Genomic DNA, 26,869 nt, shown 5'->3' on the forward strand with positions numbered 1-26,869 from the left:
CTAGAAAATCACACCCGCCTGCAGGATGCAGTTGGCGTATGGTGTCATTTCACCCGTTCGGATGACGGCTTTTGCTTTCTGTGTGAGCCGTTTGAATTCCTCATGGGACATGTACTCGATCGTCTGCGCTGAGAAATGGCTTTCTATGAAACTTGCATTCTCAGGATTTGCGTCTTTGATCTCGGAAGCGGCGATCACCTTTTCGACTGCCATCTCCCCGGCTACCAGGCTGGTCACGTCCCGAAAGGCGGGAACGCCCGCCGTTAAGGACAAATCAATTTTAGGGACGCCGTCAGGGACGGGGAGACCCGCATCGGCGATTGCGATGAGGTCTGTATGCCCGAGATCGGCTAATACTTTGGCAATGTGGCTGTTTAACATTCCGTGTTTTTTCATGACAGCAGCTCCTCAACTTCTTTTCTGGCCGGCATCCCGCCTTGGGCGCCGAAGTGCTGCACAGACAGGGAGGCGGCGCGGTTGGCAAACAGGAGCGCTTGCTCAATGTCCCGTCCTTCCGCGAGTGCGACGGCAAGTGCCGCATTAAAGGTATCGCCGGCTCCCGTCGTGTCGACCGCTTCTGCAGGGAAGGCGGGAACAAGCCGTTCCGCGGTGCCGTCTGAGTAGCGCACGCCTTGTTTTCCTTCGGTAATGAACAGTTTGCCGGGATAGCCGGCGAGCGCTTCTTCTTTCGTCCGGTCAGGAAATAAAATGGACGCTTCATGTTCGTTCGGCGTAAGATATGCGGCATCCTCAATCGTCGATTGTTTCAGCGGCCGGGCCGGCGCGGGATTCAGGATAACCGGAATTTGCTGCGCGCGGCAGTAGCTGCACACTTCTTCAACGGTTTCTTCAGGAATCTCCTGCTGGATCAGCACGATATCAATGCCGGGAAGTTTTGCCAGCGCACTTTTGGCATAATCGGGGGAGATGTCATCGTTTGCGCCTTTTACGACGACGATGCTGTTGTCTCCTTCTGCGAGCACAATATGAGCCGTTCCGCTTTTTTTATGTGTAACCGTTTCCATATAGTCCGTATTGACACCGTTTGCCTTCAGGTTTTCAATAATCGCTTTTCCGTAGCTGTCATTGCCTGCTTTTCCTACCATATATACGTTTGCGCCCAGGCGGGAAGCGGCTACGGCCTGATTTGCGCCTTTTCCTCCGGGCACGGTTTGAAAGTCTGTGCCCAGTACGGTTTCTCCGGCTTTCGGACGCCGTTCGGATGTGACGACCAGATCCATAGAACAGCTTCCGATAACACAAATTTCACTCATGGTGATCATCCTTTCTCGTCGTTTGTCTTCTTATGTAAGTCACGGGCATTTGAATGGCCGTCTCTTTCGGCGGCTCTTTCTTTATCAATTGCAGCAGCAGGTTTGCCGCTTGTTTTCCCATCTCATATGCAGGCTGGCGGATGGTTGAAAGCGGCGGAAACAAAAGCCTGCTCTGCGGAATATCGTCGTATCCGATGATCTGAATCTCCTCCGGAACTTTTTTGCCGAGCCGCAGCGCCTCATGGAGGACGGCAGCCGCCGCAATGTCGTTGCTGGCAATGACTCCGTCGGTTTCAGGGTATGCTGCAAACAATTCTTCTGCTAAAATGGCGGCATCCTTGATGGAAAATGAAGCGGCGGAGATGACATTGAACTGCGCGTTCGCTTTTTGCAGCACGTTAAGTGCGCCGTTAAAACGTTCCTGAGCGGTCGAAAGGTGGGCTGGGCCTTTGACAAGCGTGATGCTTGTGCTTTTGCCGCGAAGCATTTCCTCAGCCGCCCGTTTTCCGCCTGCCCGCCCGTCACTGAATACGGATGGGGCGCCTTCTTTTGTCCGGTCCAGAAATACGACCGGGTAAAGGCTGCCGCTGTATTCGGGAAGGTCGGGGTAATGGGTGGCCGCCAAAATACCGGCAACTTGATTTTGTTTAAATGTTTGCAGGTAGTCGAGTTCTTTTTCCAATTCTTCATCGCTGTTGCCGATGATCAGCCGGTATCCTTCCCGCTGCAACTCGTCTTCAGCGCCGCGGGCAAGCTGAGGGAAAAAGGGATTCGTAATATCCGGAAGCAAGAGCCCGACCAGTCTGGATTCTCTTTTATAAAGAGAGCGGGCAACTTCATTCGGATAATAATTCAGCTTCTCCATGGCAAGCATGACCTTCGTTCGTGTATCTTCATGCACGTAGCCGTTGTCATTGAGGACACGCGAGACCGTGGCAACAGAGACGCCGGCAGCGCCTGCGACATCTTTAATCGTTGCCAACAAACACTCCTCCTTCACTTATGTAACCGTTTACATAAAAAGAGTAACACGAATCATTTCGGTTGGCAACAAAAAAAGAGACCGGGGTCTCTTTTAGTTCACGATGCCGATTTGTGAGATATTCACTTTGATATCAGGGATGATCTCGATGGAAGGATAGACCTTACGCCAATTAAGCCGCTTGCCCCGCTCATAATAATGGGTTTGATATTTCCGGCCGATGCCGAGGATATCCGAGTTGTGCTCCTGAATATGGCTGATCACCGATCTGGCCTGGCTGTTCAAATTTGCTGAGGCTTGTTTGTTTATTTGGTCGATTGCCGTATAAGAATTCAGCTTGTCCTTTGGATATTCCAAGACGCGTGCATTCAGTTTTAAACGGATTTTCACTTTTATATGCTGCGGATCTGTATCTATAAATACAATCTTTCGCGTGGCATCCGTGATGCCGAGAGAAAGATAATTTTCAATATCCATTTTGTATTTGTCCCACAGCTTCAGATTAATATTAGCCGATTTATTAAATTGCCCGCTTAAAAGGGTCAGGAGGGTTGAATCCTGACCGAGCACCTCAGTCACTTTCCGCTGGCCGCTGAACAGGGCAGAACCCTCTATCTTTATCGTCTGTCCGTTAATCGATAAATAAGGTAGGGCGAAATCCTTATCAGCCGTCAGCATGCTTGAACGGATGGATTGCAAATTCTCCATGCTGATATTTGATTCCGCATTAGCGCTTGTTAATAAATTCGTTAAATACTTGCTGACGATCAATTTCTGCCGGACGATCAGCTTCAGCACTTCAATCGCCTCGCCGTCTTTTACAACCGCCGGATGAGCGAGAAGCGGGCTTTTCGGATCTCTGTAAAAGACATCGAGATAAGGAAAAAGCGGTTTTTCCGCCATTTTCTCACCGATTAATAAGACTCTTTGCTTGGACGTGTCAATGCGCTGGTCGACAAGCTTATCCAATTGAAACCGCGCTTCACGGATGGTGTGCCCGGAAGCGCTGAGCACCGTCGTAATGAATGAGCCGCCCGTTTCCTGTTCCGCCTGGGAGGACTGAACCTTCCGATAGGTGATGCCGATTTTATTTTTACCGTCATGATCAACATCAAGGCTTGCGGTCAGCACGAGAGAAATATCTTTCAGCAAATTTTGATCCCAGCAGCCCGCAAGTGTCAGGCTTGCGCACATGAGACTGATAAGAACCGCTTTTTTAATGCGCATGGCGGACACCCTTTTTGCGTACAAGGATAATCAATACCATAAACAAAGGAAACAAATACACAAACACAATATCGGAAATGCGGAAAAACTGATCCAGCTGCTGTATCGTTTTATCTGTGCTTGTGGCCCAAATAGACAGAAGGAAGACGAGCAGGGCCAGCGGATAAACAAACCGGCTGTGATCTTTTTGATTGAACAGCTTGGCAATGCCGGTGCTTGCCAAGTAAAACACGTTGGCCAGCGTTGAAAAGACGGTCACGAACCAAAACGTCAAAAAGAGCAGATCCGTCCGTTCGATAATTCTGAATGAAACGGTTTTTAACAGGTACAGCACAGGCTCCGGGATCATTTTTATTTCTTCGGGGCTGATTGTGACAAAGCAAGTAAGGGTGATATACAGGTAATAAAGGATAATCAAGATGTTTGAAATCGTCAGTATTTTGTAGCGCTGGCTGACGGTGCAGTTGATTAGGGGCCCGATCACGAGCGCCGCCTGAAAGCCGGTAATGCTGACAAGTGTTTGCTGCACCCCGGTAAGCATGTCTTTTGCGGTTCCGTGAAAAATCGGCATAATGTATGTGATATCGGCTTTTCCCAGCGTGTATAAAAGCGGCAGAGAGATCAGCAGCAAAAACGGCGTTAAAATAAAGCTGAACCTGGCGATCGCATTCAGCGGAGCCTGGGCGATATAGACAGAACCGAGGATCAGCATTAAGCTGATCACCCAATTCGGAGTCTGAGGGAGCACCCAGATATCCAATATCCGTGTAAATACAGAAAGAATGAGCGTGCAGAGAAACGCGAAATATAAAATATACAGCACCTGCACCCCTTTGCCGGCAAGTGTTCCGAACACCTCCTCCAGCATTTCGTACAGGTTCAGCTTCGGAAACCGGTGAAATAATATCATATACAGGCTGAATGTAAGCTGGACGAGCAATCCGGTAAGCAGAATGGAAATCCATCCGCTGCTTCCCGATTTCATCATCAGTAAATGGGGCAACGCCAAAATGCCGATGCTGATCTGCGTCTGATTAATGAAAAACACGCCTTGAAGCCGGCTTATTTTTTTAGGCTTCATCTTTTCTCCACCCCCGAACATGTTTCATCTGCTTTGAGTCTTGCGGTCTCAAATAAAAAGGCCTTCTTTTAATAAACCAAGCCGGCAGCCGGATAAATGCATCCTTCAAGTCGCTGAAATGAAACGGCGTCAGAGATGATAAATAAGGGACGCCGAGTGATTCAAGCTTGCACAGGTTCATCAGAATAAGCCCGAAGCCGAGTGCAATGCCGATAAAACCGAACGAGGATGCCAGAAACATAAGCGGAAATCTGAGCGTTCGGATGGACGTGCTCATTTCATATGAAGGAAGCACAAAAGAAGAAACGGCCGTAACGGCTACGACGATAATCATCATATTAGAAATGAGTCCCGCCTGAACGACTGCGTCACCGATCACGAGACCGCCGACAATGCCGATCGTCTGACTGATCGGTTTCGGCAGCCTGATACCGGCTTCGCGGATCAGTTCAATCGTAATCTCCATAATCATGGCTTCTATCAGCGGAGGGAAGGGAATATCAACAATTGAATTTTTCATGGTGATAATCAGATCGTTGGGAATGACTTCAAAATGAAACGCAATCAGCGCGATATAAAAAGCGGGCAGCGTAATCGCGATCATAAAGGCGAAAAATCTCAGCACTCTTAAAAAACTGGCGGAAATCCACCTCGTGCTGTAGTCATCCGGAGATTGAAAAAAAGAAAAGAATGTGATCGGCGCAATCAAAGCCGACGGACTCCCGTCCATCATGATCAGTACACAGCCTTCCATCACGCATGCTTTTGCTTTATCCGGCCGTTCCGTATGAATGATCTGCGGAAAAATGGAAAACGAATTATCTTCTATTGATTCCTCGATAATCCCGGGCGCAAGCACGCTGTCTATACGCAAGTATGACAGGCGCCGCTTCACTTCCTCGACAATCTCCGGATTGGCGATATTCTCAACAAAGATAACCGCAACCTTTGATTTGGCTCTTTCCCCGATATCCATATAATGAACGGAGAGATGGCGATCCTGTATGTGAAACCGCAGCTGATGAATGTTCGTTTCCAAACTTTCCACAAACCCGTCATGGGCGCCGCGGACGATACTTTCAGATTCGGGTTCCATAATGGAACGCAGCGGATTCTGCCCGACGGAAAACAGCTTCGCTTTTCTCGATGCATCGCTGAGAAAAACAACCTGTCCGGCCAAAATCCCGTCAATGAGTTTTCTGGTTTCATCCGTTTCCGCACTGCTGACGGCATTCATCGTTTCCTCAAGCGGGCCGTTCTGCAGGGTGTCGCTTAACAGAAACTCATTCAGCTTCTGTTCTTCTATCATCTGTTCAATATAAAAGAAAGCGGTATGACGGTCCTGCAGTTTGATCCTTCGTATTTTAAAATCACCGCAAACACACATCAGCTCCTGCATTTCCCGTACAGCCGATTCAAAATCGCCGGGAATCCGTTTGTTTTGTTTATCCGCAGACATCAGACCGCCTCCTTCCCCGGTTATCTGTAGTTTTCAGCGGGTATTCCTTTTTTATGCATTTTATAAAATAGAGGAGTTCCTCGATGTTTTACCAAGAACTTCACAATTATGGATGAATATTTCTTGAACGAATATAAAGATTTATTAAAATTATTTCAAAAGAGTGATAAACGTCCTGTAAATGGTTTAAAAGGAGAAAGGCTTTCCGCATATAAAATGTGTATTTCTTGTAAACACTCCGGACCCGTCTTTTTCTGTCATGTACCAGTCATTCCGCTAGTTATTTTGGAATGGGACTGAAAGCAGGATACGGGGGAAAAATGAATGACTTTAAGACCTTATCCTTAACAAAACAGGCAGTCTGCACACAGCGGACAGAGAGTCCCGAAACGTATGCGCAGTGCGAAAAACGCTGATACAAACGGGCTGGAAAAGATGGATTATCATTACATCTTTTTCTTCCGGAACGCGAATAGTTCCATTGATCCAAATGAATTTCTGCGTGAAAATGTAAACGCATTCATTTTTCTTTTGAAAAATTGAAGTAAGGTTGAAGTCCTGCCTATTCCCAAAAAAAGCAATTCGATAATAGGAAGAATAGCGTCACTAATAGAGAAGTTTGGCTCAGTGAAAGCGGGAAGATTATGTTACATAATGCCGATTGAGAATTCATAGTGAAGCTATATACTGATGAATGAATTTATCAATACAGAAGGAGATGTCAAAAATCAATGTGGTTACTCATTATAGCCTGTGCTGCCGTACTAATCATCGGAATCATTGAAAAAAGGCGGCATCAGAAGAATATCGATGCTCTGCCAGTACGCGTCAATATTAATGGTATCCGCGGAAAGTCAACCGTAACGAGGCTGACGACCGGAATACTGATGGAGGCGGGCTACAAAACAGTCGGAAAAACGACGGGAACAGATGCAAGGATGATCTATTGGGATACACCTGAGGAGAAACCGATCAAACGGAAACCGCAGGGCCCGAATATCGGCGAGCAAAAAGAAGTAATGAAGGAAACCGTAGAACGGGGCGCCAATGCCATTGTCAGTGAATGTATGGCGGTAAACCCGGATTATCAGATTATCTTTCAGGAAGAACTCCTTCAAGCCAACATCGGCGTCATCGTGAATGTGCTTGAAGACCATATGGACGTCATGGGGCCGACGCTTGATGAAATCGCTGAAGCATTTACCGCGACGATACCGTATAACGGTCACCTTGTCATTACAGACAGTGAATACACAGACTTCTTTAAAGAAAAAGCCGCAGAGCGGAATACCGAGGTCATTATTGCGGATAACTCTAAAATTACAGATGAATACCTTCGAAAATTTGAATATATGGTCTTTCCTGATAACGCTTCCCTTGCGCTCGGCGTTGCCCAGGCTCTTGGGATAGATGAAGAAACGGCGTTTAAAGGAATGCTGAATGCGCCGCCTGATCCTGGCGCCATGAGAATCCTGCCGCTGCTCAGCACGAAGGAGCCCGGTCATTTCGTAAACGGCTTTGCCGCAAATGATGCATCTTCTACTTTAAATATATGGAAACGTGTAAAGGAAATCGGCTACCCGACAGATGAACCGATCGTTATCATGAACTGCCGCGCCGACCGTGTGGACAGAACGATTCAGTTCGCAAACGACGTGCTTCCGTACATTAAAACGAAGGAACTCATACTCATCGGCGAGACGACAGAACCGATCGTCAGAGCTTATGAAGAAGGCAAGATTCCTGCCGATACATTGCACGATCTGGAATATAAATCAACAGACGAAATCATGGACGTGCTGAAAACAAGAATGCAAAACCGTGTCATATATGGCGTCGGCAATATCCACGGTTCAGCGGAACCATTAATTGAAAAAATTCAAGAGTATAAGGTGAAACAGCTCGTTAGCTAGGAGGAAAAGGATAAATGTTCGGATCAGATTTATACATCTCACTTATTTTAGGCGTGTTAATCAGTTTAATTTTCGCGGAAAAAACAGGTATCGTACCTGCCGGTTTAGTCGTGCCGGGTTATTTAGGGCTCGTTTTTAACCAGCCGGTCTTTATTTTACTCGTATTGTTAGTGAGTCTTCTTACATACGTGATCGTCAAATACGGTTTATCCAGATTTATGATTTTGTACGGACGCAGAAAATTCGCAGCTATGCTGATAACGGGAATCTGCTTAAAAATCGCCCTTGATTTCCTTTACCCGATCGTACCGTTTGAGATATCAGAATTCCGAGGAATCGGTATCATCGTACCGGGTCTGATCGCCAATACCATTCAGAAACAGGGATTAACGATTACATTTGCCAGCACGCTGTTCTTAAGCGGCGCAACTTTTGCCATTATGTTTGCTTACTACTTAATCTAATGTAAGGTGTGTCAAACGATGAAAAAACAATTAAGCTTTCAAGAAAAACTGCTGAAGCTGACCAAACAGCAGAAAAAGAAGACCAATCTTCACGTTTTTATCGCGCTGCCGATCGTCTTTTGCCTGATGTTCGTCTGCATCCTGACAGGGAAGGCGGAAACGCCGAGTGTGAAAAGAAATGCCGATGACCTTGTATCAGCCTCATTCGTCGGAGATATTATGATGGGCCGGAATGTCGAGAAAGTGACAAAGCATAAAGGCACGGAGAGTGTCTTCCGTTACGCAAAGCCATTCTTCGAAGCATCCGACTATGTGTCGGGGAACTTTGAAAACCCGGTTACATATAAAAAGAACTACAAAGAAGCAGAAAAAAATATCCACCTTCAGTCAAACAAAGATGCCGTAAAAGTATTGAAGGACATGAATTTCACCGTGCTCACGGCAGCCAACAACCATGCGATGGATTACGGCCCTCAAGGAATGCGGGATACGGTTGAAGAGTTTTCAAAGCAAAATCTTGAACTTGTCGGCGCGGGCCTCACGCTGAAGGAAGCCGAGCAGAACATTTCGTATCAAGATGTAAACGGAATCAAAATCGCAACACTGGGTTTCACTGATGTTTCCGGAAAAGGCTTTGCAGCTAAACGAAATGCGCCGGGTGTGCTTCCGGCCGATCCAGAGCTGTTTATTCCGATGATTTCTAAAGCCAAAAAGAAAGCCGATCTTGTCATTGTTCAAACACACTGGGGACAGGAATACGATAATGATCCGAATGACAGACAGCGCCAATTGGCAAGAGCAATGTCAGATGCCGGAGCGGATATTATCGTCGGACACCATCCGCACGTGCTAGAACCGATCGAAATGTACCACGGCACTGTTATTTTCTACAGCCTGGGCAACTTCGTATTCGACCAGGGGTGGACAAGAACGAGAGACACGGCGCTTGTTCAATATCATCTGCAGAAAAACGGCACGGGACGCTTTGAAGTCACGCCGATGAATATTCATGAAGCAACGCCTGCACCGGTTAAAAAAGGCAGCATCAATCATAAAACAATCGTACGTGAACTGACGAAAGAATCGAATTTCAAGTGGAGCGTCAAGGATGGAAAATTAACGTTTGATGTGGATCACAGCGATATCTTAAAAAAGAAAGCGGAGTGAAAAACAAATGAAAATCATTAAAGCGGGATGGCCGTTTGCCGCGATCATTATGGTATTTATGTTTATGTCAGCGTTTAAATACAATGATCAGCTCACAGATCAGGAAAAACAAAAAATTGACACGGAAATGCAAAAAATTCAGCAAGAGGACACAGCGGGCGCAAAATAAGCGCATGATTCCGCTTGCCGGCATATTGTTTGTTCCGAATCCAGTAAAGAATGCCCATAACGGGCATTCTTTTTTTGTGTGCTCTCCTAAACATTTGTTAAAAGTTACCGATGTAAAAACTACTAAAAATGAGGAGAGTGAATAGAAAACATGCTCACAAGCTGGAGGAAGTACATCCTTGCCGGCCTTATGATTTGTCTTGTGGCACCCGCAGTAACGAGAACGGAAATTGCTGAAGCGGATTCTCAAGTTTCTGTCCTGATGGTTTCAGACGCGCAAAAACTTGTCGGAAATAAATATGTTTACGGAGGCGAAGAGCCTGAGGACGGTTTTGACCCGTCCGGATTGATGCATTATCTTTTCACCAGGCAGAACATCCATCTGCCGAGAACGGTCAGTGATCAATGGAAGATTGGAACCGCCGTCAAAGAAAATGACCTTTTACCGGGAGATCTTGTGTTTTTCAAAAAGTCGGATTCAACACAAAACGCGCCCGTCCATGACGGTCTTTATATCGGAAACGGAGAGATGATACACAGTTCTCCGTCAGAAGGCGTAACCGTCACACGGTTTCAAAAAAGCAGTTATTGGATGAATTTATATCTTGGCGCAAAGCGGATGACAAAAGATCCGGAACTGGCTGATGACCCGATCGTTCAGGAGGCAGCCCGTTACCTCGACATTCCGTATGTATTCGGCGGAAGCACGCCCGAGGAGGGATTCGACTGTTCGGGGCTGGTCCAATATGTTTTTGAAAACAAGCTTCACATTTACCTGCCGAGATCAGCGGAACAGCAGTGGCTGGTCGGTGAGAAAATCAAACTGAGCGGCATAAAGCCCGGGGACGTGATTTATTTCAGCGACACGTATAAAAAAGGAATTTCCCATGCGGGCATTTATGCGGGAGAGGGAAGGTTCATCCAAGCGAGCCGCTCCGCAAAAGTCACCATTTCTTACTTGTCGGAAGATTACTGGAAAAAACATTTTACAGGGGTGCGCCGATTCAGCAATTTAGCCATTTCTAAAGAAAATCCCGTTGTGTCCACAGCGGCCGATCATATCGGAATTTCTTATCTGAAAGGCGGCGTTTCACCGGAAACCGGCTTTGATACGGCGGGATTTGTTCAATACATCTATCAAAAAGCGAAAGGAATCAGCCTGCCGCGTTATGCGGACAAGCAGATGCAGGCGGGCGTTCCGGTCGATAAACAAGATCTGAAGCCCGGCGATCTGGTCTTCTTTAAAGCGGAAAGCCTGAATCCGGCCATTTATATCGGGAACGGACAAGTGATTCATGTCACCGTGTCCGCAGGCGTTACCATAACAAATATGAACACAAGCGCTTATTGGAAGGACAAATATGCGGGCGGCATCCGGCTTCCGTAAAAAAAGACGTCAGAGAGTGTCTCTGACGTCTTTTTCTTTTACCGTTTCGGCGCTCTGTATCCGGCCGCTACCGCATCCTCTACGGAACAGAACATTTCCGCGGGATCTGTCGTCCGGTCGTAGTATGTACTTCCCGGCGTGTGATAAATGCCGTTCCGGCTGCCTTTAATGTCGCATCCCTGTGAGGTGCCGGCTGCTTTCGTTTCGGCATGTCCGCCGGAGGAAGGGGCGTTGTTTTGCGCCGTTTCCGTGTTTTCGGATGTTTTTGTTTCTGCTTTCTGCCGCTTTAAAGTTTTATTTTCTGACTGAAGCGTTTCAGCGGTCTTTTCGAGCTTCTTTTGTGAATTTTTTAATGTCTCATTGTCTTGTTTGAGTGATTTGTTTGTTTTTTTCAGCTCGCTTATCTCTTGGCTGAGTTTGCTGAGTTTTTCTTCATTGCCGGCTTCGGCTTCGGATTTCTCCTTTTCGGCCGCGGCACTGATGCTTTCATATTTTTTCTCAAGCGCCTGGTGTTCCTTCGTTAGTTTTTGATAAGCGGTATCAAGGGTGCTGTATTTCTCCTCTGCCTTCACGGCCGAGGCGTCCGGCTCTGCGAGGGAGGCGCCGGTCAGAAGCAGGATAAATCCGCCGATGAGAAGGGGCCAAAACAGCTTTTTTGAAAAACGTTTTTCTTTTTTGGCAGCTTTGCATATGAGGTGGAAAATTCCGTATCCGACTGCGCAGAGAAAAGCTAAACATCCTATGATAGCGATTGCATTCGACATCATGAAACTCCTTTTTTCTTTATCTTACAATTTATTTTCATTTTTGGGAATTTCTTTTTTGGGAAACGTGAAAAGCCAGGCCGTGAAAGACCTGGCTTTTTCCTTTTATTGATCGTTGTCGAGAAGCCGGTTGATGAAATATGCGACGCCGTTTTCATCGTTGCTTTTTGTAATATACGTGCTTTTTTCCTTCAGTTCATCAATCGCATTGCCCATGGCGATGCGATTTCCCGCCGCTTCAAACATGGAGAAATCATTCGGGCTGTCGCCGATGGCGTAAATATCTTGTTTTTCAATTCCGTACAGTGAGGCAAGCTCCGTCAGAGCACGTCCCTTTCCGGAACCGGCAGGGAGGATTTCGATAATGTGTTTTCCGGAAGATGTCTGGGATAATTTCGGATGATGTGTAATTTCTTCTTTGGCGTTTCTCAGTTTTTCCATATCAAAAGAGAAACAAAGAAGCTTGTAAACATGTTCGTCTCCGTTAAAAATCGCCTGTATATCCTGTACGGGTTTAATGCCGAATTGTTTGAACTGCGTCTTTGCGCCCTCCCATAATGTATGAATATCTTCCTTAGGATTGGCGCTTTTCAGAATATCCAGTTCTGCCTGCAGTTTGGACTCGCCGTCAAATGGGGACAGCAGATGATCATCTGTATAGACCTCAAAGTAAATGTCTTTGTCCGTTAAATAAGCGGCGATATCCTTCCCGGCCTGCTGATCCATTAAGAGCCGGCTGACGAGGCGGTATCCTTTGTCATGGACTGTCCCGCCGTTTGCCGCAATGATCGGAATATCTAAATCCTTCAAGAGCGCTTTTACATCAAACGTGGCTCTGCCCGTGCAGATGGCCACGAGAATGCCCGCTTCATCCGCTCTTTGTAAAGCCGCTCTGTTTTCCGGAGAAATCACACTGTCCGAGTTCAGTAATGTGCCGTCTAAGTCAATGGCTATCAATTTCATATGTATGGATGCCCTCCTTAAAAATAAAGCTGCTTCATGTAGTATGTTCAGCTTTGTGCGAAATCAGCAGAAAGCCGTCAGTTAAAGGCTATACCTTCATGTCCTTTTTTTCAACAGAAAAACGGCGGGATTTGCTAATCCTGCCGTGACGTCTTACGCGTTTAAATCATTTTTTAATTTTGTTTTTACTTCTTGAAGGTTTTCCTCATTCAGCTTGAAGTAATAAATATTTTTGCCGTACTGAGGAGTGTAAATATAGCTGTCTGAACCTGTCAGCTGCAAAGAATCCACCGATTTCAGCGATGTGATAAACGGGAACAGACCGATGGCGTCATTAAGAGATAAGTTCATTTTTAAGTTTTTCCCTAAGCTGTCGACGATATCGTCATAAGAAGGGATCGAGCTTAACGATTTAGATTTTTTAATAATGGCGCTCAGCACTTCCATCTGTCTTTGTCCGCGCATCAGATCGGTGTCCGCTTTGCGTGTTCTTACATAAGCCAGTGCCTGCTCACCGTCAAGCGTCTGGACGCCCGGCTTCAGCACGACTTTTCCTTTTGTATCGACTTTAATACGATCGGCAATTTTCTGGCTTTTCACATTTACCGTAACGCCGTTCAACTCATTGACGACATCGCGGAACGCGTCGAAGTTGCTCTCAACCACATAATCTACCGGAATATCAAGCATGTTTTCTACTGTTTTATAAGTTAAATTATAACCGCCGTAAGCATGTGCGTGCGCGAATTTGTCATAGCCGTGTCCCGGGATGTTGACATAGGAATCCCGCGGAATGCTGAGCATCGTCGCTGTTTTCTTTTTCCGGTTGAAGGTGACGAGCACGTTGGCGTCACTTCTTGCGTCATCTACTGATTCGCCCTTATTGTCACGGGCGTCTATTCCTAAAAGCAATACGGTGAAAGAATCCTTCTTCGGGTCAAATTCTTTGATCCGTTTTACGGACTGGTCGCCGCGGTCAAGGCTGACGTGCGCTTCTTTGGTCGCATTATTCAATTTCACAAATGCGTAGGTGCCGACGGAACCGGCGATCACCAATAAGAAAGCGGCGAATACCAGTACAAATTTCACCCATTTTCTGAGGCGTCTTTTCTTTTTTCTGCGTTGAGATCGTTCTTCCATATCATTACCTCTCGTTTCTATTCTTTGTGAAGCGTACCATAATTGTTGACTTGGAGCAACTCTGCAAATGAGAAAATTCCAAATCTTTCTCTCTATTTCGACAACATCTACTGTTATTTTTGCATCAGGTTCACATTATATTGGACGGCAGGAAGCGGGAAATGTTTCGTCGCTTTGTAAAAAATAATTAGTAAAATAATGGATATTAACGGTGCGGAAGGTTTGAAACGGACGGAAACAGGCAAAAGAAGCAGTAGAACAATTCCGCGCGGATACAGCGTTGGATGAAGGGAGTCTATAACATGAAAAGCATACACTCGAATAAATGGCTCTATTTTTTCGGCGCACTCGGCGGCGCGTTATACGGATATGATACCGGAGTCATTTCCGGAGCTATTTTATTTATGAAAAAAGAACTGGGACTGAACGCCTTTACAGAAGGCCTCGTCGTCAGTTCGTTATTGGCGGGGGCGATTCTCGGATCGGGATTCGCCGGCAAACTGACCGACCGGTTCGGCAGGCGGAAGGCCATCATGGGAGCGGCGCTGCTGTTTTGTATAGGCGGTTTAGGAGTCGCTTTTGCCCCGAATACAGAGGTGATGGTTCTTTTCCGGATCATTCTCGGACTGGCTGTCGGAACATCTACAACGATCGTTCCGCTCTATTTATCGGAGCTGGCTCCGAAGCATAAACGAGGGGCGCTTTCTTCGCTGAATCAGCTGATGATTACGGTCGGAATCCTCGTTTCTTATATCGTGAACTATATATTTGCCGATGCAGGCGCTTGGCGCTGGATGCTTGGACTTGCGGTTGTGCCGTCAGTCATTCTGCTGATCGGAATCCTATTTATGCCGGAAAGCCCGCGCTGGCTGTTTACGATCGGCAAAGAAGAGAAAGCAAGAGAAATCCTTTCATCATTGCGGGGAACGAAGAATATTGATGATGAGATTGATCAGATGAAAGAAGCGGAAAAGGAAAACGAAGGCGGCTTGAAAGAATTGTTTGAGCCGTGGGTGAGACCCGCGCTGATTGCCGGCCTCGGACTTGCCTTTTTGCAGCAATTCATCGGGACAAATACAATTATTTATTACGCCCCTAAAACATTTACCAGTGTGGGGTTCGGCAATTCCGCGTCTATATTGGGAACGGTCGGAATCGGCGCCGTCAATGTCATCATGACGCTTGCGGCTATTAAAGTCATTGATAAAATTGGCCGGAAGCCGCTGCTGCTGGCCGGAAATGCGGGCATGGTCATCAGTCTGCTCGTATTGGCCGCGGTCAATCTTTTCTTTGAACATTCAGCAGCCGCATCATGGACAACGGTGATTTGTTTAGGCCTGTTTATCATTGTATTTGCGGTCAGCTGGGGGCCTGCTGTGTGGGTCATGCTTCCTGAATTATTCCCGCTGCATGTCCGGGGTATCGGGACGGGTGTCTCCACTTTAATGCTGCATGCCGGAACATTGATTGTCTCATTAACCTATCCGATGTTAATGGAAGCAGTCGGCATCAGCTATTTATTTCTCATTTATGCCGCGATCGGGATACTGGCATTCCTGTTCGTCCGGTTTAAAGTGACCGAGACGAAGGGGAAAAGCCTTGAAGAAATTGAGCAGGATCTGAAAAGCCGTAACGGAGGCTCGGGATCAGAATCAAATCGGCGGACAGTTCATCCGTAATATTCAGTTTTAGGGGGCGGTTATTCACCGGCCCCTAAAAACGGATGCCGTGCGGGCGCCCGGTCACATAAATGACGGGGATATGTCATACGTTGTATAAAGTCACGATAAAGGCGGGGATGCCGGTGAAAACGAGTATTATTATCCTTACATATAATGAACTTGAGCTGACGAAAAAATGTCTGGCCAGCATTGAACGATACACCGACAAAGATAAGATTGAACTGATTATAGTTGACAACGGTTCCTCAGACGGAACGAGAGAATACATATCAAATCTGCCTGACGTCAAAGTCATCCTAAATGAAAAAAACCTCGGGTTCGCCAAGGGGTGCAACCAGGGAATCGAAGCGGCAGGGGGAGAAAATCTGCTGTTTCTGAACAACGATACGATGGTCACGAAAAATTGGCTCACCTCCATGCTGAGGGTGCTGTATCAATCTGAAAAAACCGGTATGGTCGGGCCCGTCAGCAACTATGTCAGCGGCGCGCAAATGATCCACGACGCGTATCAATCGCTTGATGAGCTGGAGCCATTCGCGGAGGCATATTGCGCACGGGAAAAGCATCATACAAAGCGGGTGCTGCGCCTTGTCGGTTTCTGTCTTCTGGTGAAAAGAAGCGTCATTGAAGACATCGGCCCGTTCGATGAACAATTCGGATACGGTTCTTTTGAAGATGATGACCTATGTCTGCGCGCCCTGCAAAAAGGCTACAGCCTGCACATCGCCCTCGATGCCTTTGTGCATCACCACGGGCACGCGACGTTTACGGCTAATCAGGATATCAATATCAATCAGTTATATTCGGAGAACCGCCAGCGTTTTACGGAAAAATGGGGCACTGATTTTACGTACTTTACTCATCCGAGACCGGAAATTGCGGAGCTCGTTCCCCGGGAGGCGAAACGGATACTTGATGTCGGCTGCGGCGCGGGGGCTACGGGGCTGGAACTTCAAAACAGACAGCCTTGCGAACTGTACGGAATAGAACTGCACCCGCTGGCGGCGCAAGCGGCAAAAGGACACTATGAAGCGGTTCTGCAGGAAGATGTCGAAGAAGTGAAGCTGCCTTATCCGGAGGGTTTTTTTGATTGCATCATTTTCGCCGACATCCTTGAGCACTTAAAAGACCCGTGGCGCGTCATTGAAACGTACTCATCCTATTTGTCGCCTGCCGGATCAATCGTTTGCAGCATTCCGAATATTTCCCACGCCGAAGCGCTGTTTCCGCTTCTGCTCGGTGACTGGACATACAGAGACGCCGGCATTCTCGACCGCACCCACTTACGGTTTTTTACGCCGCAGACGGTGCGCACGCTCTTTCCGGAAGAGACATTTGCTGTGAAAAAGCAGTCCTATACGTATGTTCACGTGGATGAGCGGGTGCAGCTGTTTTTACAGGAAATCACACGAATGGCGCAATCGATGCAATTTCCGGTGATACAGCTGCCCGAACAAAGCCGGATTTATCAGATTCTCCTCCGTGTCGAAAAAACAGGCTGAAGGCTACCGTCCCATCGTTCCGAAGTTGGTAATCTGAATGGAAACATCATAGTCAAAGGCCGCTTCGGAGAAGGTCTCATCCCAATGATGCTTTACTTTCTTCCAATAGTCGGGATATTGAATGCGGACTCTGTCAGAAAAGAATACAGGGTCCGTTTCATATTGATTCTGCAGCTTATCGATGACTTCTTTCACATCGCTTTTCAGTTTTTTTTCGAAAATCTTTTCCAGCCCGTTTAAATAGTGCTGATCGAATGAATCTTCTCCGGCATATTGGTCCTCTGACAAAAGTCCTTTTGTTTTTACCGCTACATGAAATGACAGCTTCCCGTTTTTCAGCCTGGGAGTGATGGCGGATGTTGATTTTTTGATCTCGAAGGTAATCGGGTGCCCCCCTTTATCCAAAGCGGGCAGCACGCCGCCCCGTATCGTCCCCATCAGCCAATTCAGGCTCTGTATTTCGTATGATGACAGAAAGCCCGCCAATCTGTTTTGTTTTGCGTTTTTGATAATGGCCGCTCCGTCATACACCGTTTTTCCTTTTTGATTGCTGACGGCCTGAATGAGAAAACTGAGTTTATTATGGCAGTAAATCGAAGCTCTCCCGATTCGGAGCGGTTTTAAAATCTTCCCGTTGTAGCCGCCGTTGTTCGTAAGGTCGATCAGCTTTTCCGCGGCCATGGGCTGCTGCTGATTCGGCGTCGGCTCCGTCAGAATATCGGACGCTTTTCCTCTTGCCGCGAAGAGATAGCTGCTCCGCCTTAATTCATCATCGCGGATAAAATGATTCATCATCTGCAGTATATTTTGGTCGGCCAGCAATTTGTCGCTGAATATCAGCACTTTTAAATGATCGCTGTAAACAGGCGGATCTTTTAAAGAGACTTCACTGACGGCTTCAAGAATGGTATCCCCCCGCGTCGTCACATTGACAAACACGGGCCGGCCGGAAGCCTGGCTGTTTTCACTTTGGGGCAGCAGGTTTTGATAGGTTAATTTATATCGGCGGTCACTCGTCTCGTCTATCGCCAGTCCCCGGGCGAAAGATAGCTTTTCGACTTCCTTCGCGTCCCAGCATCCTGAAAGCGTCATCAGTATGAAAAGCGCCGCCGTCCATTTTATGAAAAGTGTCATGACGTCTGTTTCCTCCCGGCTATTTTTTTCATCCAGCTGACAAACCAGATGAGAAAAGGAATCATAATGACGGCAAAAAACGTATACCCGAGAATATTCGCGAATGCAAACACACTGTTGATATCATCGGGGTACATTGAAAGGCCGAATGTCACTGCCAATAAGCCTCCCAGCAGCCAGGCATTGTTTTTATTTTTCAGTTTGAAAATGGTGTTTAATCCGAGATGCGCCCCTTTAAAAGAACCGAGCATACAGGTGAACTGCTGGCATGTCCACGTAATTAAAAGAAAGATATCAAACCGCGCTATGAAAATGCCCCGGATTTCCAAGGCATGAATCAGGGAAATGGTCGGATACGTCACCGTTTTGGCTTCAGCGACCGACATACAGCCGATGACGACAAGCAGCGTAAAGCTGTAAAAAATGCTCGCGCCTGCGATGCCGAAGACAGCCGCCTTTTTCGCCTGCTTCGGGTTTTTCATAAACGGCACCAGATAAAGAATCACCTCAAGTCCCGAAAAATACAGAAGGGTCCGCGGAAACAGCTCAAAAAAGCTTTTGTAGCCTCCTTCCATGACCGGGCGGACGAAATCCAGCTTAAAAAGTCTCAAACTGAATATGAGCAGCGTAATCAGAATGACGATCGCAATCGGAAACAGATAGGCATAAAGCTTTGAAATGGGATAGACCCCGCCGGTCACATGGTAAATGCCGACCGCCAGAAAGATGAATATGACGACACCCATCGGCGTATTTTTCAGTAAAAAGTAATTGATGACTTCACCGAGAAAACGGGCTTGAAAACAGACGGTGACGACAAAATAACAGCTGATGAATAAATTCAAAAGAGAACCGATAGCGCGGCCCATGATGCTTTGATTCAGCTCATAAATGGTTTCCCCGCTGTTTTTCTGCAAAAACGGCATAAAGAGCAGGACGATGCCGATAAACACGACACTCTGCACAAGAATAATGATCCATCCGCTCGGACTGTCCGCTGTTGCGGCGGAGCGCGGCAGTGTTAACACGCCCGCTCCGATCATTGTTCCGCTTACCATGAGAAGTGTCTGCATAAACGACAGCTTGTCTTCCGGTTTTTTCATGGGGATCACCTTTGCTTGATTTTATCTTTCGTCTCTTTTCTGGTCGGCCGTTTTTTCAAAAGAGGCGTCGGCAGTCTGACGATCGTATCTTTTAAGTCTTGGCCAGGCTGCGCCATGATCGGAATAAGATAGTCCTGACCGAAGCTTTTCAGGCGCATCAGATGGCCGATGACAAGCAGATAGCACATGATCAGTCCGTATAAACCTAAAATCGCCGACAGAATCATTGAAAAAATACGGATGAGCCTCAGCGGAAAATTGAACGCATAGGAGGGCGCCGTAAAAGAAGCCAATGCCGTAACGGATACGACAATGACCATCATCGCGCTGACGATGTTCGCCTGAACGGCGGCCTGCCCGATCACCACGCCTCCGATCAGGCCGATCGTCTGTCCGATCGGCTTCGGCAGCCTGAGTCCGGCTTCTCTGATCATCTCGATCGTAAAAATCATGATGAACGCTTCAACAAAAGGAGGGAACGGGACATTCAATCTGCTTCCGGCAATCGTAACCGCCATTCTCGTCGGTAAGAGCCCCGTGTGAAACGTAACGAGCGATATGTAAAGGCCGGGTAAATAAATCGTGATTAAAATGCATGTATACCGAAGCAGCCTGAGAAAGGTAACCGGAACCCACCGCTGATTATAATCGTCAGGGGAGTGGATAAATTCATCAACGGTAGCCGGCACCAAAAGGGTAAAAGGCGTTCCGTCTACAAGAATGGAAACCCTTCCTTCCAAAAGAGCGCCCATAACCCGGTCGGGCCGTTCGGTCGTCAAGACGGTCGGGAAAATGGAGTACGTGTTATCTTCAATAAGCTGCTCGATCGCTCCTGATTCCGGAATGTCGTCAATGGTGATGGACTCCAGTCTTTTCATCACTTCTTTTACGACATCATCAGGCGCGATATCCCGAATGTAGGCAACGGCGATCCGCTTTTTTGTCCGTTCGCCGAGTGTGATCTCTTTGATCTGGAGGTTGGGATCACCGGATTGCTCGCGCAAAAGCGCCGTGTTCGTCCGAAGCTTTTCGACAAAACCTATCCTCGGCCCCCGTTCAAGCACTTCAGAAGACGGTTCTTCAATATCACGCATTTTAAATGTTTCCGTCTCAAACGAAAGAGCTTCCTCCCACCCCTCCGCCAGCAAAACCGATTTGCCGGAGAAAATGTCTGCCTCCGCGTCCTTAAGTGAAGAAAGCCGGGTATGACGATAGCCGAAAGAGATGGATGACGGCGGTGTTTCAGCCGGTTCCTCTTGATGCCGGGCGGCCGCCTGCACGGGCGAAATAATATATTCCGCAAGCAATTGATTGTCGGTCAGTCCGTCTATATAGATAAGACAGGCGTCACATTTGCCGTTTCCGTACGTAAACGAATAAAACATCATGTCATCGCTTTGGCCGAACCGTTTTTTCAGCACTTCAAGGTTTTTGCCGAGCTCCGCATGTATCGTCACAATGTTCCCCCCTTTCCATCAGTTATTTTAATTTGCGACAAACAAGGCATTTTATTCTGGAATAGGAAATGACTGAGCATTCCGCCCCATCCGAATGGTATAATGAGCAGGTCAGCCATTTTATACATATTGTTTTTAACCGCGGCTCCCTCCGTGTTTTAAAAAAGACACAGGGGGAATGGGATATGAGCCGCTTTTTAAGGGGAGGGGAACGAACATGACGCAAGAGCCGATTTTTTTACAGCCTGTATGTAAAGAAAAACTATGGGGCGGCACGCTATTACGCGAACGATTCGGATATGACATACCTTCAGAAACAACCGGCGAATGCTGGGCGATATCAGCCCATCCGCACGGAATGAGCACGGTCAAAAGCGGTCCGTATCAAGGGAAAACCTTGATGGAACTGTGGGATCAGCATAGAGAATTATTCGGCGGAACGGAAGGGGACCGGTTTCCGCTGCTGACGAAAATACTGGACGTCAAACATCATCAGTCTGTTAAAGTCCATCCTGACGATTATGACGCCGAGGAGCATGGACAGGGTGAAACGGGGAAGTCTGAGTGCTGGTACATTATCGACTGTAAAGAAAATGCGGAAATCATATACGGTCACACGGCCCGTTCGAAAGCGGAACTTGTCACCATGATTAACAGCGGTGACTGGGAAGGCCTGCTGCGCCGTGTGAAAATCAAACCCGGCGATTTTTATTATGTGCCGAGCGGAACCATCCATGCCATTTGCGCGGGGGCGCTCGTGCTTGAAACACAGCAGAATTCAGAGGCCGCCTACCGGATATATGATTACGGGCGTACAGATCAAAACGGCCAGGCGCGTGAGCTGCATATCCGCGATGCCGTCAACGCCGCCACCGTTCCTCATGTGGACGGATTTTTAGATGAATCAACTGAAACGAGAAAAGGCGTCACCATCAAAACCTTTGTGCAGGGAGAATATTTTTCTGTATACAAATGGGATATCAGCGGGACGGCGGAAATGACCCAGGACGCTCCGTTTATGCTGTGCAGCGTCACAGAAGGAAGCGGCTCCATCCTCTGTGAAGGCAAGTCCGCCAAGCTTGAAAAAGGCGCGCATTTCATACTGCCGGATCAGATGCCTGACTTTACGATAAACGGAGATTGCACGATCATCGTTTCTCATATATAAAACCAAACTTAATCCCAGCTCTGGGATTAAGTTTTTTTTATTTGGAAAATTGGGTGATTTCTCTCTGTAAAAATGAAGAAGGCCGGCCGATAAATAAACTAGTTTGATAGAAACCAATTGAATCAGAAAGAGGAGAAGGAATGAAAAAGAGATTCGTTGCACCTATGTTATTGTCCGCCGTTTTCCTTATCTTTTGCACCCTTACACAGCCCGCAGAGGCCGCATACAGCGACTACTCCGTTTACGAGCTGGAAACGAAGCAGCAATTTGCTTCTGAGAACGAGGCGCTTCAAGCGGCAGCGAAATTGAAAAAGGATACGGGGTGGCAGGCTGACGCAAAGAAAGCCGGAAATACGCCGCTCACTTATCAAATCTCAGCTTCAGGATTACACGATGAAACGGATGCGAAAACCGTGCTGAAAGATTTTACGAAGCAGACGGGCGTGGCCGGCACTTACAGCGCAAGCGGAAGCAAACTGCCGTACGTGACCGTCACATCAGGCGTTCTATCAGACGAGCGGCAGACGAAAAATCTTCTTGCCGAACTGACGAAAAAAACGGGCGTGACCGGCGCCGTCAAGCCGGCGGGGACAAAACAGCCGTACATGCAGGTCGTGACTGCTGAGATGGCGGCCGAAGCGGACGCAAAAGCGCTCTCGCAAGCGTTGACGAAGCAGACGGGCGTGAAAGCGTCATACCGTCAGATCAAACGGGAAACAGCCCGGTTTCAGATCCAATCAGGAACAATCTCCGGCGATCAAAAAGCCGCTCAAATCCAAACTGATTTTCAAAAGGAAACAGGATTGCAGGCGTCGCTGAAAGTCACGGCAAAGGCCAGTCCGAATATCACCGTGACAGCCTCTGACATTTCAAATGCAAATGATGCGGCAGGTTTAGCGAAACAGCTGCAGCAGAAAACGGGCGTCAAAGGGAATGTTCAAAAGTATGCCCATAGCAAAACAGCAACCGTGTACAACGTGCAGTCAGGATATTTTAACGGAGTAAGCGCCGTACAAAATGCTATCACCCAAATCAAGAAGAATACGGGTGTCAGCGGAAACTATCAAAAAGCCGGCAAGAAAAATAATTACACGGTCGCGATGAGCGGACTGACGGCTAAGCAGCTGCAAAGTGTTCAAGCTTTCTTTAAAAAGAAAAAATGGCATTGCGACGCATCGCCTGTCAAAAAGACAGCATCAGTGTCCGTTTATCGGATCACGGCAGGGCAGCTTACCGCTGCACAGGCAGATCAAGCGGAGGCGTTTTTCCGCCAGCAGCATGTAAAGACGGCAAGAACAGCGGCGGGAAAAACAGCAGAAAACGAATATCAGCTGCTTTCTCAGCAGACGGCAGACCAGTCGAGGATAAAAAAAGGATTGAATCTGCTGGCGGGATATAAACTGACCGCCATTTCAAAAACAATATCCAAGCAGACGGACACAACGTACGAAGTCACAACCGAATCACTGCTTGATACGGCAAAGATCAATCGTTCGCTGGACTTTTTCAAAGGGAAAAAAGTATCCGCCTCCGCACAGAAAACAGGTGAAGCAGCGTATACACAATTCAGAATTGAAACGGCACCGCTGCTTAAAAAGGAAGACATTGACCGCGTGACTGCTTTTTTCAAGCAAAACAAAGCGGCCGGCACTGTGAAGGAGACGGGGAAAACCGGCTCTGCACAGTACGTCATCAAAACCGAAACATTCAGCAGTAAAACCGTTTTAAATAAAAGCATGAGCTTTTTCAGCGCCAAACAATTACAGGCCGGCTATACGAGTGAAAGCCATCCGGTTTATGAACTCCGCATTCGCGATCAATTCACGGGAGCGCAGTCAGCGGACGCCGCCTCCCAAAAGCTGAAAAAGCTGTACGGATGGACGATGGCTATTTTGAAAATAAAAAACGGACCGCAAATCATGAATACCAATTACAACATCTCGCTGGCAGATATGGTCAAAAAACAAATGACAGTCAGCCCGCAGACTGATGCCGCGGCTTATGCATCGCTTACGTACATCAATACGGCCTCCGGAACGGTCACAGCCGACGTCCTGAACGTCCGGTCAACCCCGGAAGTCAGCTCCGGCAATATTATCGGGCAGTTGAAAAAAGGCGATAAAGTCAGCATCACAGGCCAGACAAACGGCTGGGCCAAACTCAGCATGGGCTGGAGAAACGCCAGCAGTGACGAAGTCGGGCAGTATGTCAATCCGGCTCACTTCGCACAAGACAGCAAGTATTACTTTCAATTTCTGAAGCTCTCTCAGACAGCCGGACTGAACGCATCGGAACTGAATCAAAAAGTACTGGTCAATAAAGGAATACTGACAGGGAAAGGCCAGGCCTTTATTACAGCCGCCGGCAAATACAGCATCAATGAAGTGTATTTGATTTCGCATGCTTTGCTTGAAACGGGCAATGGCACGTCAGAGCTTGCGAACGGCATTATGTATAATGGTAAAAAGGTTTACAACATGTACGGCATCGGGGCTTATGACAGCAACCCGAATTACTACGGCGCACAATACGCGTATAATCAAGGCTGGTTTACACCGGAAGCCGCGATTATCGGCGGAGCCCAATTTATCGGTGCGTCTTATATTCACAATCCTTCATACGAGCAGGATACGCTGTATAAAATGAGGTGGTCTCCAGCCGCGGCCCATCAATATGCGACAGACATCGGCTGGGCGTATAAGCAGGTAAACCGCATGTACAGCTTATACTCACTGCTGGATGACTATACGCTTTACTATGATGTTCCCGTGTATATGAAAGTATAAAAAAAGGGCTGAAGTGTATGCTTCAGCCCTTTCTTCATGCAAAAAACACCCGCCGTCGGATTCAGGCAGGTGCTTCAGCACAATTCTTCATTTTTGTTTCCGCAAATTTCAATAACGCTTCACTCGAATTCCCATCTGAATACATATTCCATTTGTCTGAGAACCGCTTCATTTCTTCTGCACGAAATGGCTTTTTCGTCATTTCCTCCAGAAGGGCTTCGCTGTCATGACAAGCCTTTCCTGGAATGACGGAAGTATAATTGTCGATTAAACCGCGTTTTCGATCATATTCCTCCAGATCATATGTGAAAAAGAAAATCGGTTTATTTAAGAGCGCGAATTCAAAAGGCACGGAAGAGTAATCCGTAATTAAAATATCAGCCGCTTTCAAGAGATCATGAAGACGCATGTCAGACACGTTCTTGATCAGTTCGCTTTCAAACGAAGCCGAAATCTGATGCAAAACGGCAGGGTGAAGCTTTACAAGCAGCATATACTCTCCGTTTAACGCGTTTGTGAGCTGTTCTTCGGTGAATGGCAGCCGAAAGGATTGCATATCATAATCCCTGAATGTCGGTGCGTACAGGATGATTTTTTTCGGCCATTTGTGCTTCAGTTCGGGCTTGTGTTCTTCATAATAGACGTCAGTCAGGGGGACACCCGTTTTTAACAGCTGGCCGTCCCGTATGCCGAACGACTTTTTAAAAACGTCAGCCATCGCGTCTGAACCGACGGTGACAAAGTCAAACGAGCGGTACACTTTTTTAAACCGGCTGATATCTGATGCCGGACGGTTTTGATTCGTCACATCCTCAAGGCCGAACTTTTTCAAAGAGCCGTTCGCATGCCACACCTGAATGCATGTCGTTTGCGGCCGGCGGTTTAAGACGCTTGTCATGAGGAAATAGTTATCCGTTATCACCGCTTTGCTCTTAAAAAGGATCAAAACAGCCTTCAAAAGATGCAGCGGATGTTTTTCGTTCAGATAAAAAGAGCCGATACCTTCCAGCTCTTTTTTCAGACTGACGGCATGTCTCGTATACAAAACCGTCATTTCATAAGAAAGCGATTCAGCGTGCGCTTTGTAAGAACGGATGAGAGCCTGCGCATTCTCTTCAAAAGATACCAGCAGGGTCAGGTGGTTCTTGGGCTTTACAGGCTTGAACAAAACGCCGAGAACAGACAGATATATAGAATAAAAAGCGGCGAATAAAGATCGCAAGTTCATAGATTACCAATCTCTTTTGCTGTTTTATTTGTTTAAAGCTGTTTCGTTTGATCTTCGGCCTGCTTGGAATACAGGCTTTTATTTGATTTATTATTTCTCAAAACGGTAAAAGCATACTTCGGAATGTTCAGCATCCTTTTCCATCTCCACGGATTCGTCACCAGTCTGTACAGCCATTCCAGATTCGTTTTGATCATCCATTCAGGGGCGCGTTTCACCGTTCCGCTGAACACATCAAAGCTTCCGCCCAAACCGATCGATACAGCCTGAGGGAAAAGATGTTTGTATTCATAAATAAATTGTTCCTGATGGGGATATCCTAAGGCGACAAACACGAGATCGGGTTTCGCCCGGGAAATCTGTTTGGCGACGAAGCGTTTATCCGCTTCATAACCGTTGCTGGCTCCGACAACCTCAATATTCGGATACTCTTTGCTGATCCGGTTCAAAACGGCGTCAAGCACGTCTTGCTTAGCTCCGTATAAAAATATTTTTTTAGACTGCCGGTTTGCGAGGCCGAGCAGCGCAAGAAACACATCGAATCCCGCAATTCTTGATTTCAGCGGGTGCTGCGTCAAACGTGACATTAACACGACGCCGATACCATCCGGCAGGACGAAATCCGCGGAAGAAATGACTTGATGATAACCTTTGTCTTTCGCCGCAGCGTATCCGATCTCAGGATTGACCGTCGCAATGACGGCTCCTTGCTTTTGTGCGATATAATAAGTGTCTAAATATGAAATAAACTCCTGTAAATTTCCATTAACGTAAGAAAGGTTGTGCACCATTTCAGTCTGCATCTGCCGTCCTCCTTTTT

The 26,869-nt window shown here is 47.3% G+C and carries 23 protein-coding genes; 9 read left to right on the plus strand and 14 right to left on the minus strand.

All coding sequences use genetic code 11. The features are described from left to right. The 6 genes from rbsD to BGM27_RS12405 all read right to left on the minus strand — a co-directional run bounded on the left by rbsD (window position 1) and on the right by BGM27_RS12405 (window position 6,023). On the minus strand, window positions 1-396 hold the full coding sequence (gene rbsD, locus BGM27_RS12380; RefSeq protein ID WP_007407521.1) for a D-ribose pyranase: 396 nt from the start codon (window positions 394-396) through the stop codon (window positions 1-3). Further along, complete coding sequence (gene rbsK / locus BGM27_RS12385) at window positions 393-1,274, minus strand: ribokinase (protein WP_007407520.1); 882 nt, start codon at window positions 1,272-1,274, stop codon at window positions 393-395. Before rbsK ends, rbsD begins: the two co-directional genes overlap by 4 nt. Then, window positions 1,267-2,256 (minus strand): LacI family DNA-binding transcriptional regulator, encoded by a 990-nt coding sequence (locus BGM27_RS12390; RefSeq protein WP_007407519.1) that lies wholly within the window; start codon window positions 2,254-2,256, stop codon window positions 1,267-1,269. Before BGM27_RS12390 ends, rbsK begins: the two co-directional genes overlap by 8 nt. Before the next feature lie 93 nt (window positions 2,257-2,349). Next, complete coding sequence (locus BGM27_RS12395) at window positions 2,350-3,483, minus strand: Ger(x)C family spore germination protein (RefSeq protein WP_007407518.1); 1,134 nt, start codon at window positions 3,481-3,483, stop codon at window positions 2,350-2,352. Further along, complete coding sequence (locus BGM27_RS12400) at window positions 3,473-4,564, minus strand: GerAB/ArcD/ProY family transporter (protein ID WP_007407517.1); 1,092 nt, start codon at window positions 4,562-4,564, stop codon at window positions 3,473-3,475. Before BGM27_RS12400 ends, BGM27_RS12395 begins: the two co-directional genes overlap by 11 nt. Next, window positions 4,554-6,023 (minus strand): spore germination protein, encoded by a 1,470-nt coding sequence (locus BGM27_RS12405; protein ID WP_007407516.1) that lies wholly within the window; start codon window positions 6,021-6,023, stop codon window positions 4,554-4,556. Before BGM27_RS12405 ends, BGM27_RS12400 begins: the two co-directional genes overlap by 11 nt. 731 nt (window positions 6,024-6,754) lie before the next feature. Between BGM27_RS12405 and pgsB the strand changes: the two genes are divergently transcribed. From pgsB to BGM27_RS12430, 5 genes are all read left to right on the plus strand, one after another. Continuing rightward, window positions 6,755-7,936, plus strand: a complete 1,182-nt coding sequence (gene pgsB, locus BGM27_RS12410; protein WP_003151337.1) for a poly-gamma-glutamate synthase PgsB — start codon at window positions 6,755-6,757, stop codon at window positions 7,934-7,936. Between the two features lie 14 nt (window positions 7,937-7,950). Further along, on the plus strand, window positions 7,951-8,400 hold the full coding sequence (gene pgsC / locus BGM27_RS12415; RefSeq protein ID WP_003151340.1) for a poly-gamma-glutamate biosynthesis protein PgsC: 450 nt from the start codon (window positions 7,951-7,953) through the stop codon (window positions 8,398-8,400). A gap of 18 nt (window positions 8,401-8,418) precedes the next feature. Continuing rightward, entirely contained in the window at window positions 8,419-9,567 is a 1,149-nt protein-coding gene (locus BGM27_RS12420) for a CapA family protein (protein WP_017418784.1), read from the plus strand. A 7-nt stretch (window positions 9,568-9,574) separates the two neighbouring features. After that, the gene (edmS, locus tag BGM27_RS12425) at window positions 9,575-9,736 is read left to right on the plus strand and encodes an extrachromosomal elements maintenance protein EdmS (protein WP_003151344.1); all 162 of its coding nucleotides are present in this window, start codon (window positions 9,575-9,577) and stop codon (window positions 9,734-9,736) included. A gap of 150 nt (window positions 9,737-9,886) precedes the next feature. Next, a complete protein-coding gene (locus BGM27_RS12430) occupies window positions 9,887-11,122 on the plus strand; it encodes a C40 family peptidase (RefSeq protein WP_020954343.1) in 1,236 nt (411 codons plus the stop codon). Window positions 11,123-11,160: 38 nt separating this feature from the next. Here the strand turns inward: BGM27_RS12430 and BGM27_RS12435 are convergent, their stop codons facing one another. The 3 genes from BGM27_RS12435 to BGM27_RS12445 all read right to left on the minus strand — a co-directional run bounded on the left by BGM27_RS12435 (window position 11,161) and on the right by BGM27_RS12445 (window position 13,989). Further along, on the minus strand, window positions 11,161-11,886 hold the full coding sequence (locus BGM27_RS12435) for a sunset domain-containing protein (RefSeq protein ID WP_007407513.1): 726 nt from the start codon (window positions 11,884-11,886) through the stop codon (window positions 11,161-11,163). A gap of 105 nt (window positions 11,887-11,991) precedes the next feature. After that, window positions 11,992-12,849 carry a Cof-type HAD-IIB family hydrolase gene (locus BGM27_RS12440; RefSeq protein ID WP_007407511.1) on the minus strand — a complete coding sequence of 286 codons (858 nt, stop codon included), beginning with the start codon at window positions 12,847-12,849 and terminating at the stop codon, window positions 11,992-11,994. Between the two features lie 153 nt (window positions 12,850-13,002). Continuing rightward, window positions 13,003-13,989, minus strand: coding sequence for an LCP family protein (locus BGM27_RS12445; protein ID WP_007407510.1), 987 nt, complete (start codon window positions 13,987-13,989; stop codon window positions 13,003-13,005). Between the two features lie 302 nt (window positions 13,990-14,291). Here BGM27_RS12445 and BGM27_RS12450 point away from each other — a divergent pair, with 302 nt between their 5' ends. Both BGM27_RS12450 and BGM27_RS12455 read left to right on the plus strand, forming a co-directional pair. Next, window positions 14,292-15,668, plus strand: coding sequence for a sugar porter family MFS transporter (locus BGM27_RS12450; protein ID WP_007407509.1), 1,377 nt, complete (start codon window positions 14,292-14,294; stop codon window positions 15,666-15,668). A gap of 92 nt (window positions 15,669-15,760) precedes the next feature. Beyond that, window positions 15,761-17,173 (plus strand): bifunctional glycosyltransferase family 2 protein/class I SAM-dependent methyltransferase, encoded by a 1,413-nt coding sequence (locus BGM27_RS12455; RefSeq protein WP_007407508.1) that lies wholly within the window; start codon window positions 15,761-15,763, stop codon window positions 17,171-17,173. Window positions 17,174-17,176: 3 nt separating this feature from the next. On the opposite strand, the gene BGM27_RS12460 is transcribed toward BGM27_RS12455, so the two are convergent. Genes BGM27_RS12460 through gerBA form a run of 3 tightly spaced genes read right to left on the minus strand, consistent with a single transcriptional unit; the run spans window position 17,177 to window position 20,867 of the window. Further along, complete coding sequence (locus tag BGM27_RS12460; RefSeq protein ID WP_007407507.1) at window positions 17,177-18,307, minus strand: Ger(x)C family spore germination protein; 1,131 nt, start codon at window positions 18,305-18,307, stop codon at window positions 17,177-17,179. Further along, window positions 18,304-19,410 (minus strand): GerAB/ArcD/ProY family transporter, encoded by a 1,107-nt coding sequence (locus BGM27_RS12465; protein ID WP_217031266.1) that lies wholly within the window; start codon window positions 19,408-19,410, stop codon window positions 18,304-18,306. The genes BGM27_RS12460 and BGM27_RS12465 overlap by 4 nt, the downstream gene beginning before the upstream one ends. Before the next feature lie 5 nt (window positions 19,411-19,415). Then, window positions 19,416-20,867 carry a spore germination protein GerBA gene (gerBA, locus tag BGM27_RS12470; RefSeq protein WP_007407505.1) on the minus strand — a complete coding sequence of 484 codons (1,452 nt, stop codon included), beginning with the start codon at window positions 20,865-20,867 and terminating at the stop codon, window positions 19,416-19,418. 217 nt (window positions 20,868-21,084) lie between these two features. Here gerBA and manA point away from each other — a divergent pair, with 217 nt between their 5' ends. Together manA and BGM27_RS12480 are read left to right on the plus strand one after the other, a co-directional pair. Further along, window positions 21,085-22,035 (plus strand): mannose-6-phosphate isomerase, class I, encoded by a 951-nt coding sequence (gene manA / locus BGM27_RS12475; protein WP_007407504.1) that lies wholly within the window; start codon window positions 21,085-21,087, stop codon window positions 22,033-22,035. Between the two features lie 140 nt (window positions 22,036-22,175). After that, window positions 22,176-24,821, plus strand: coding sequence for an N-acetylglucosaminidase (locus tag BGM27_RS12480; RefSeq protein ID WP_020954340.1), 2,646 nt, complete (start codon window positions 22,176-22,178; stop codon window positions 24,819-24,821). A 61-nt stretch (window positions 24,822-24,882) separates the two neighbouring features. On the opposite strand, the gene BGM27_RS12485 is transcribed toward BGM27_RS12480, so the two are convergent. Together BGM27_RS12485 and BGM27_RS12490 are read right to left on the minus strand one after the other, a co-directional pair. Further along, window positions 24,883-26,049, minus strand: a complete 1,167-nt coding sequence (locus BGM27_RS12485) for a CDP-glycerol--glycerophosphate glycerophosphotransferase (RefSeq protein WP_007407502.1) — start codon at window positions 26,047-26,049, stop codon at window positions 24,883-24,885. A gap of 32 nt (window positions 26,050-26,081) precedes the next feature. Further along, a complete protein-coding gene (locus tag BGM27_RS12490) occupies window positions 26,082-26,852 on the minus strand; it encodes a WecB/TagA/CpsF family glycosyltransferase (RefSeq protein ID WP_007407501.1) in 771 nt (256 codons plus the stop codon). Window positions 26,853-26,869 lie beyond the last annotated feature (17 nt).

Source organism: Bacillus sp. FJAT-27001, assembly GCF_019039175.1.
Lineage (GTDB): Bacteria > Bacillota > Bacilli > Bacillales > Bacillaceae > Bacillus > Bacillus velezensis.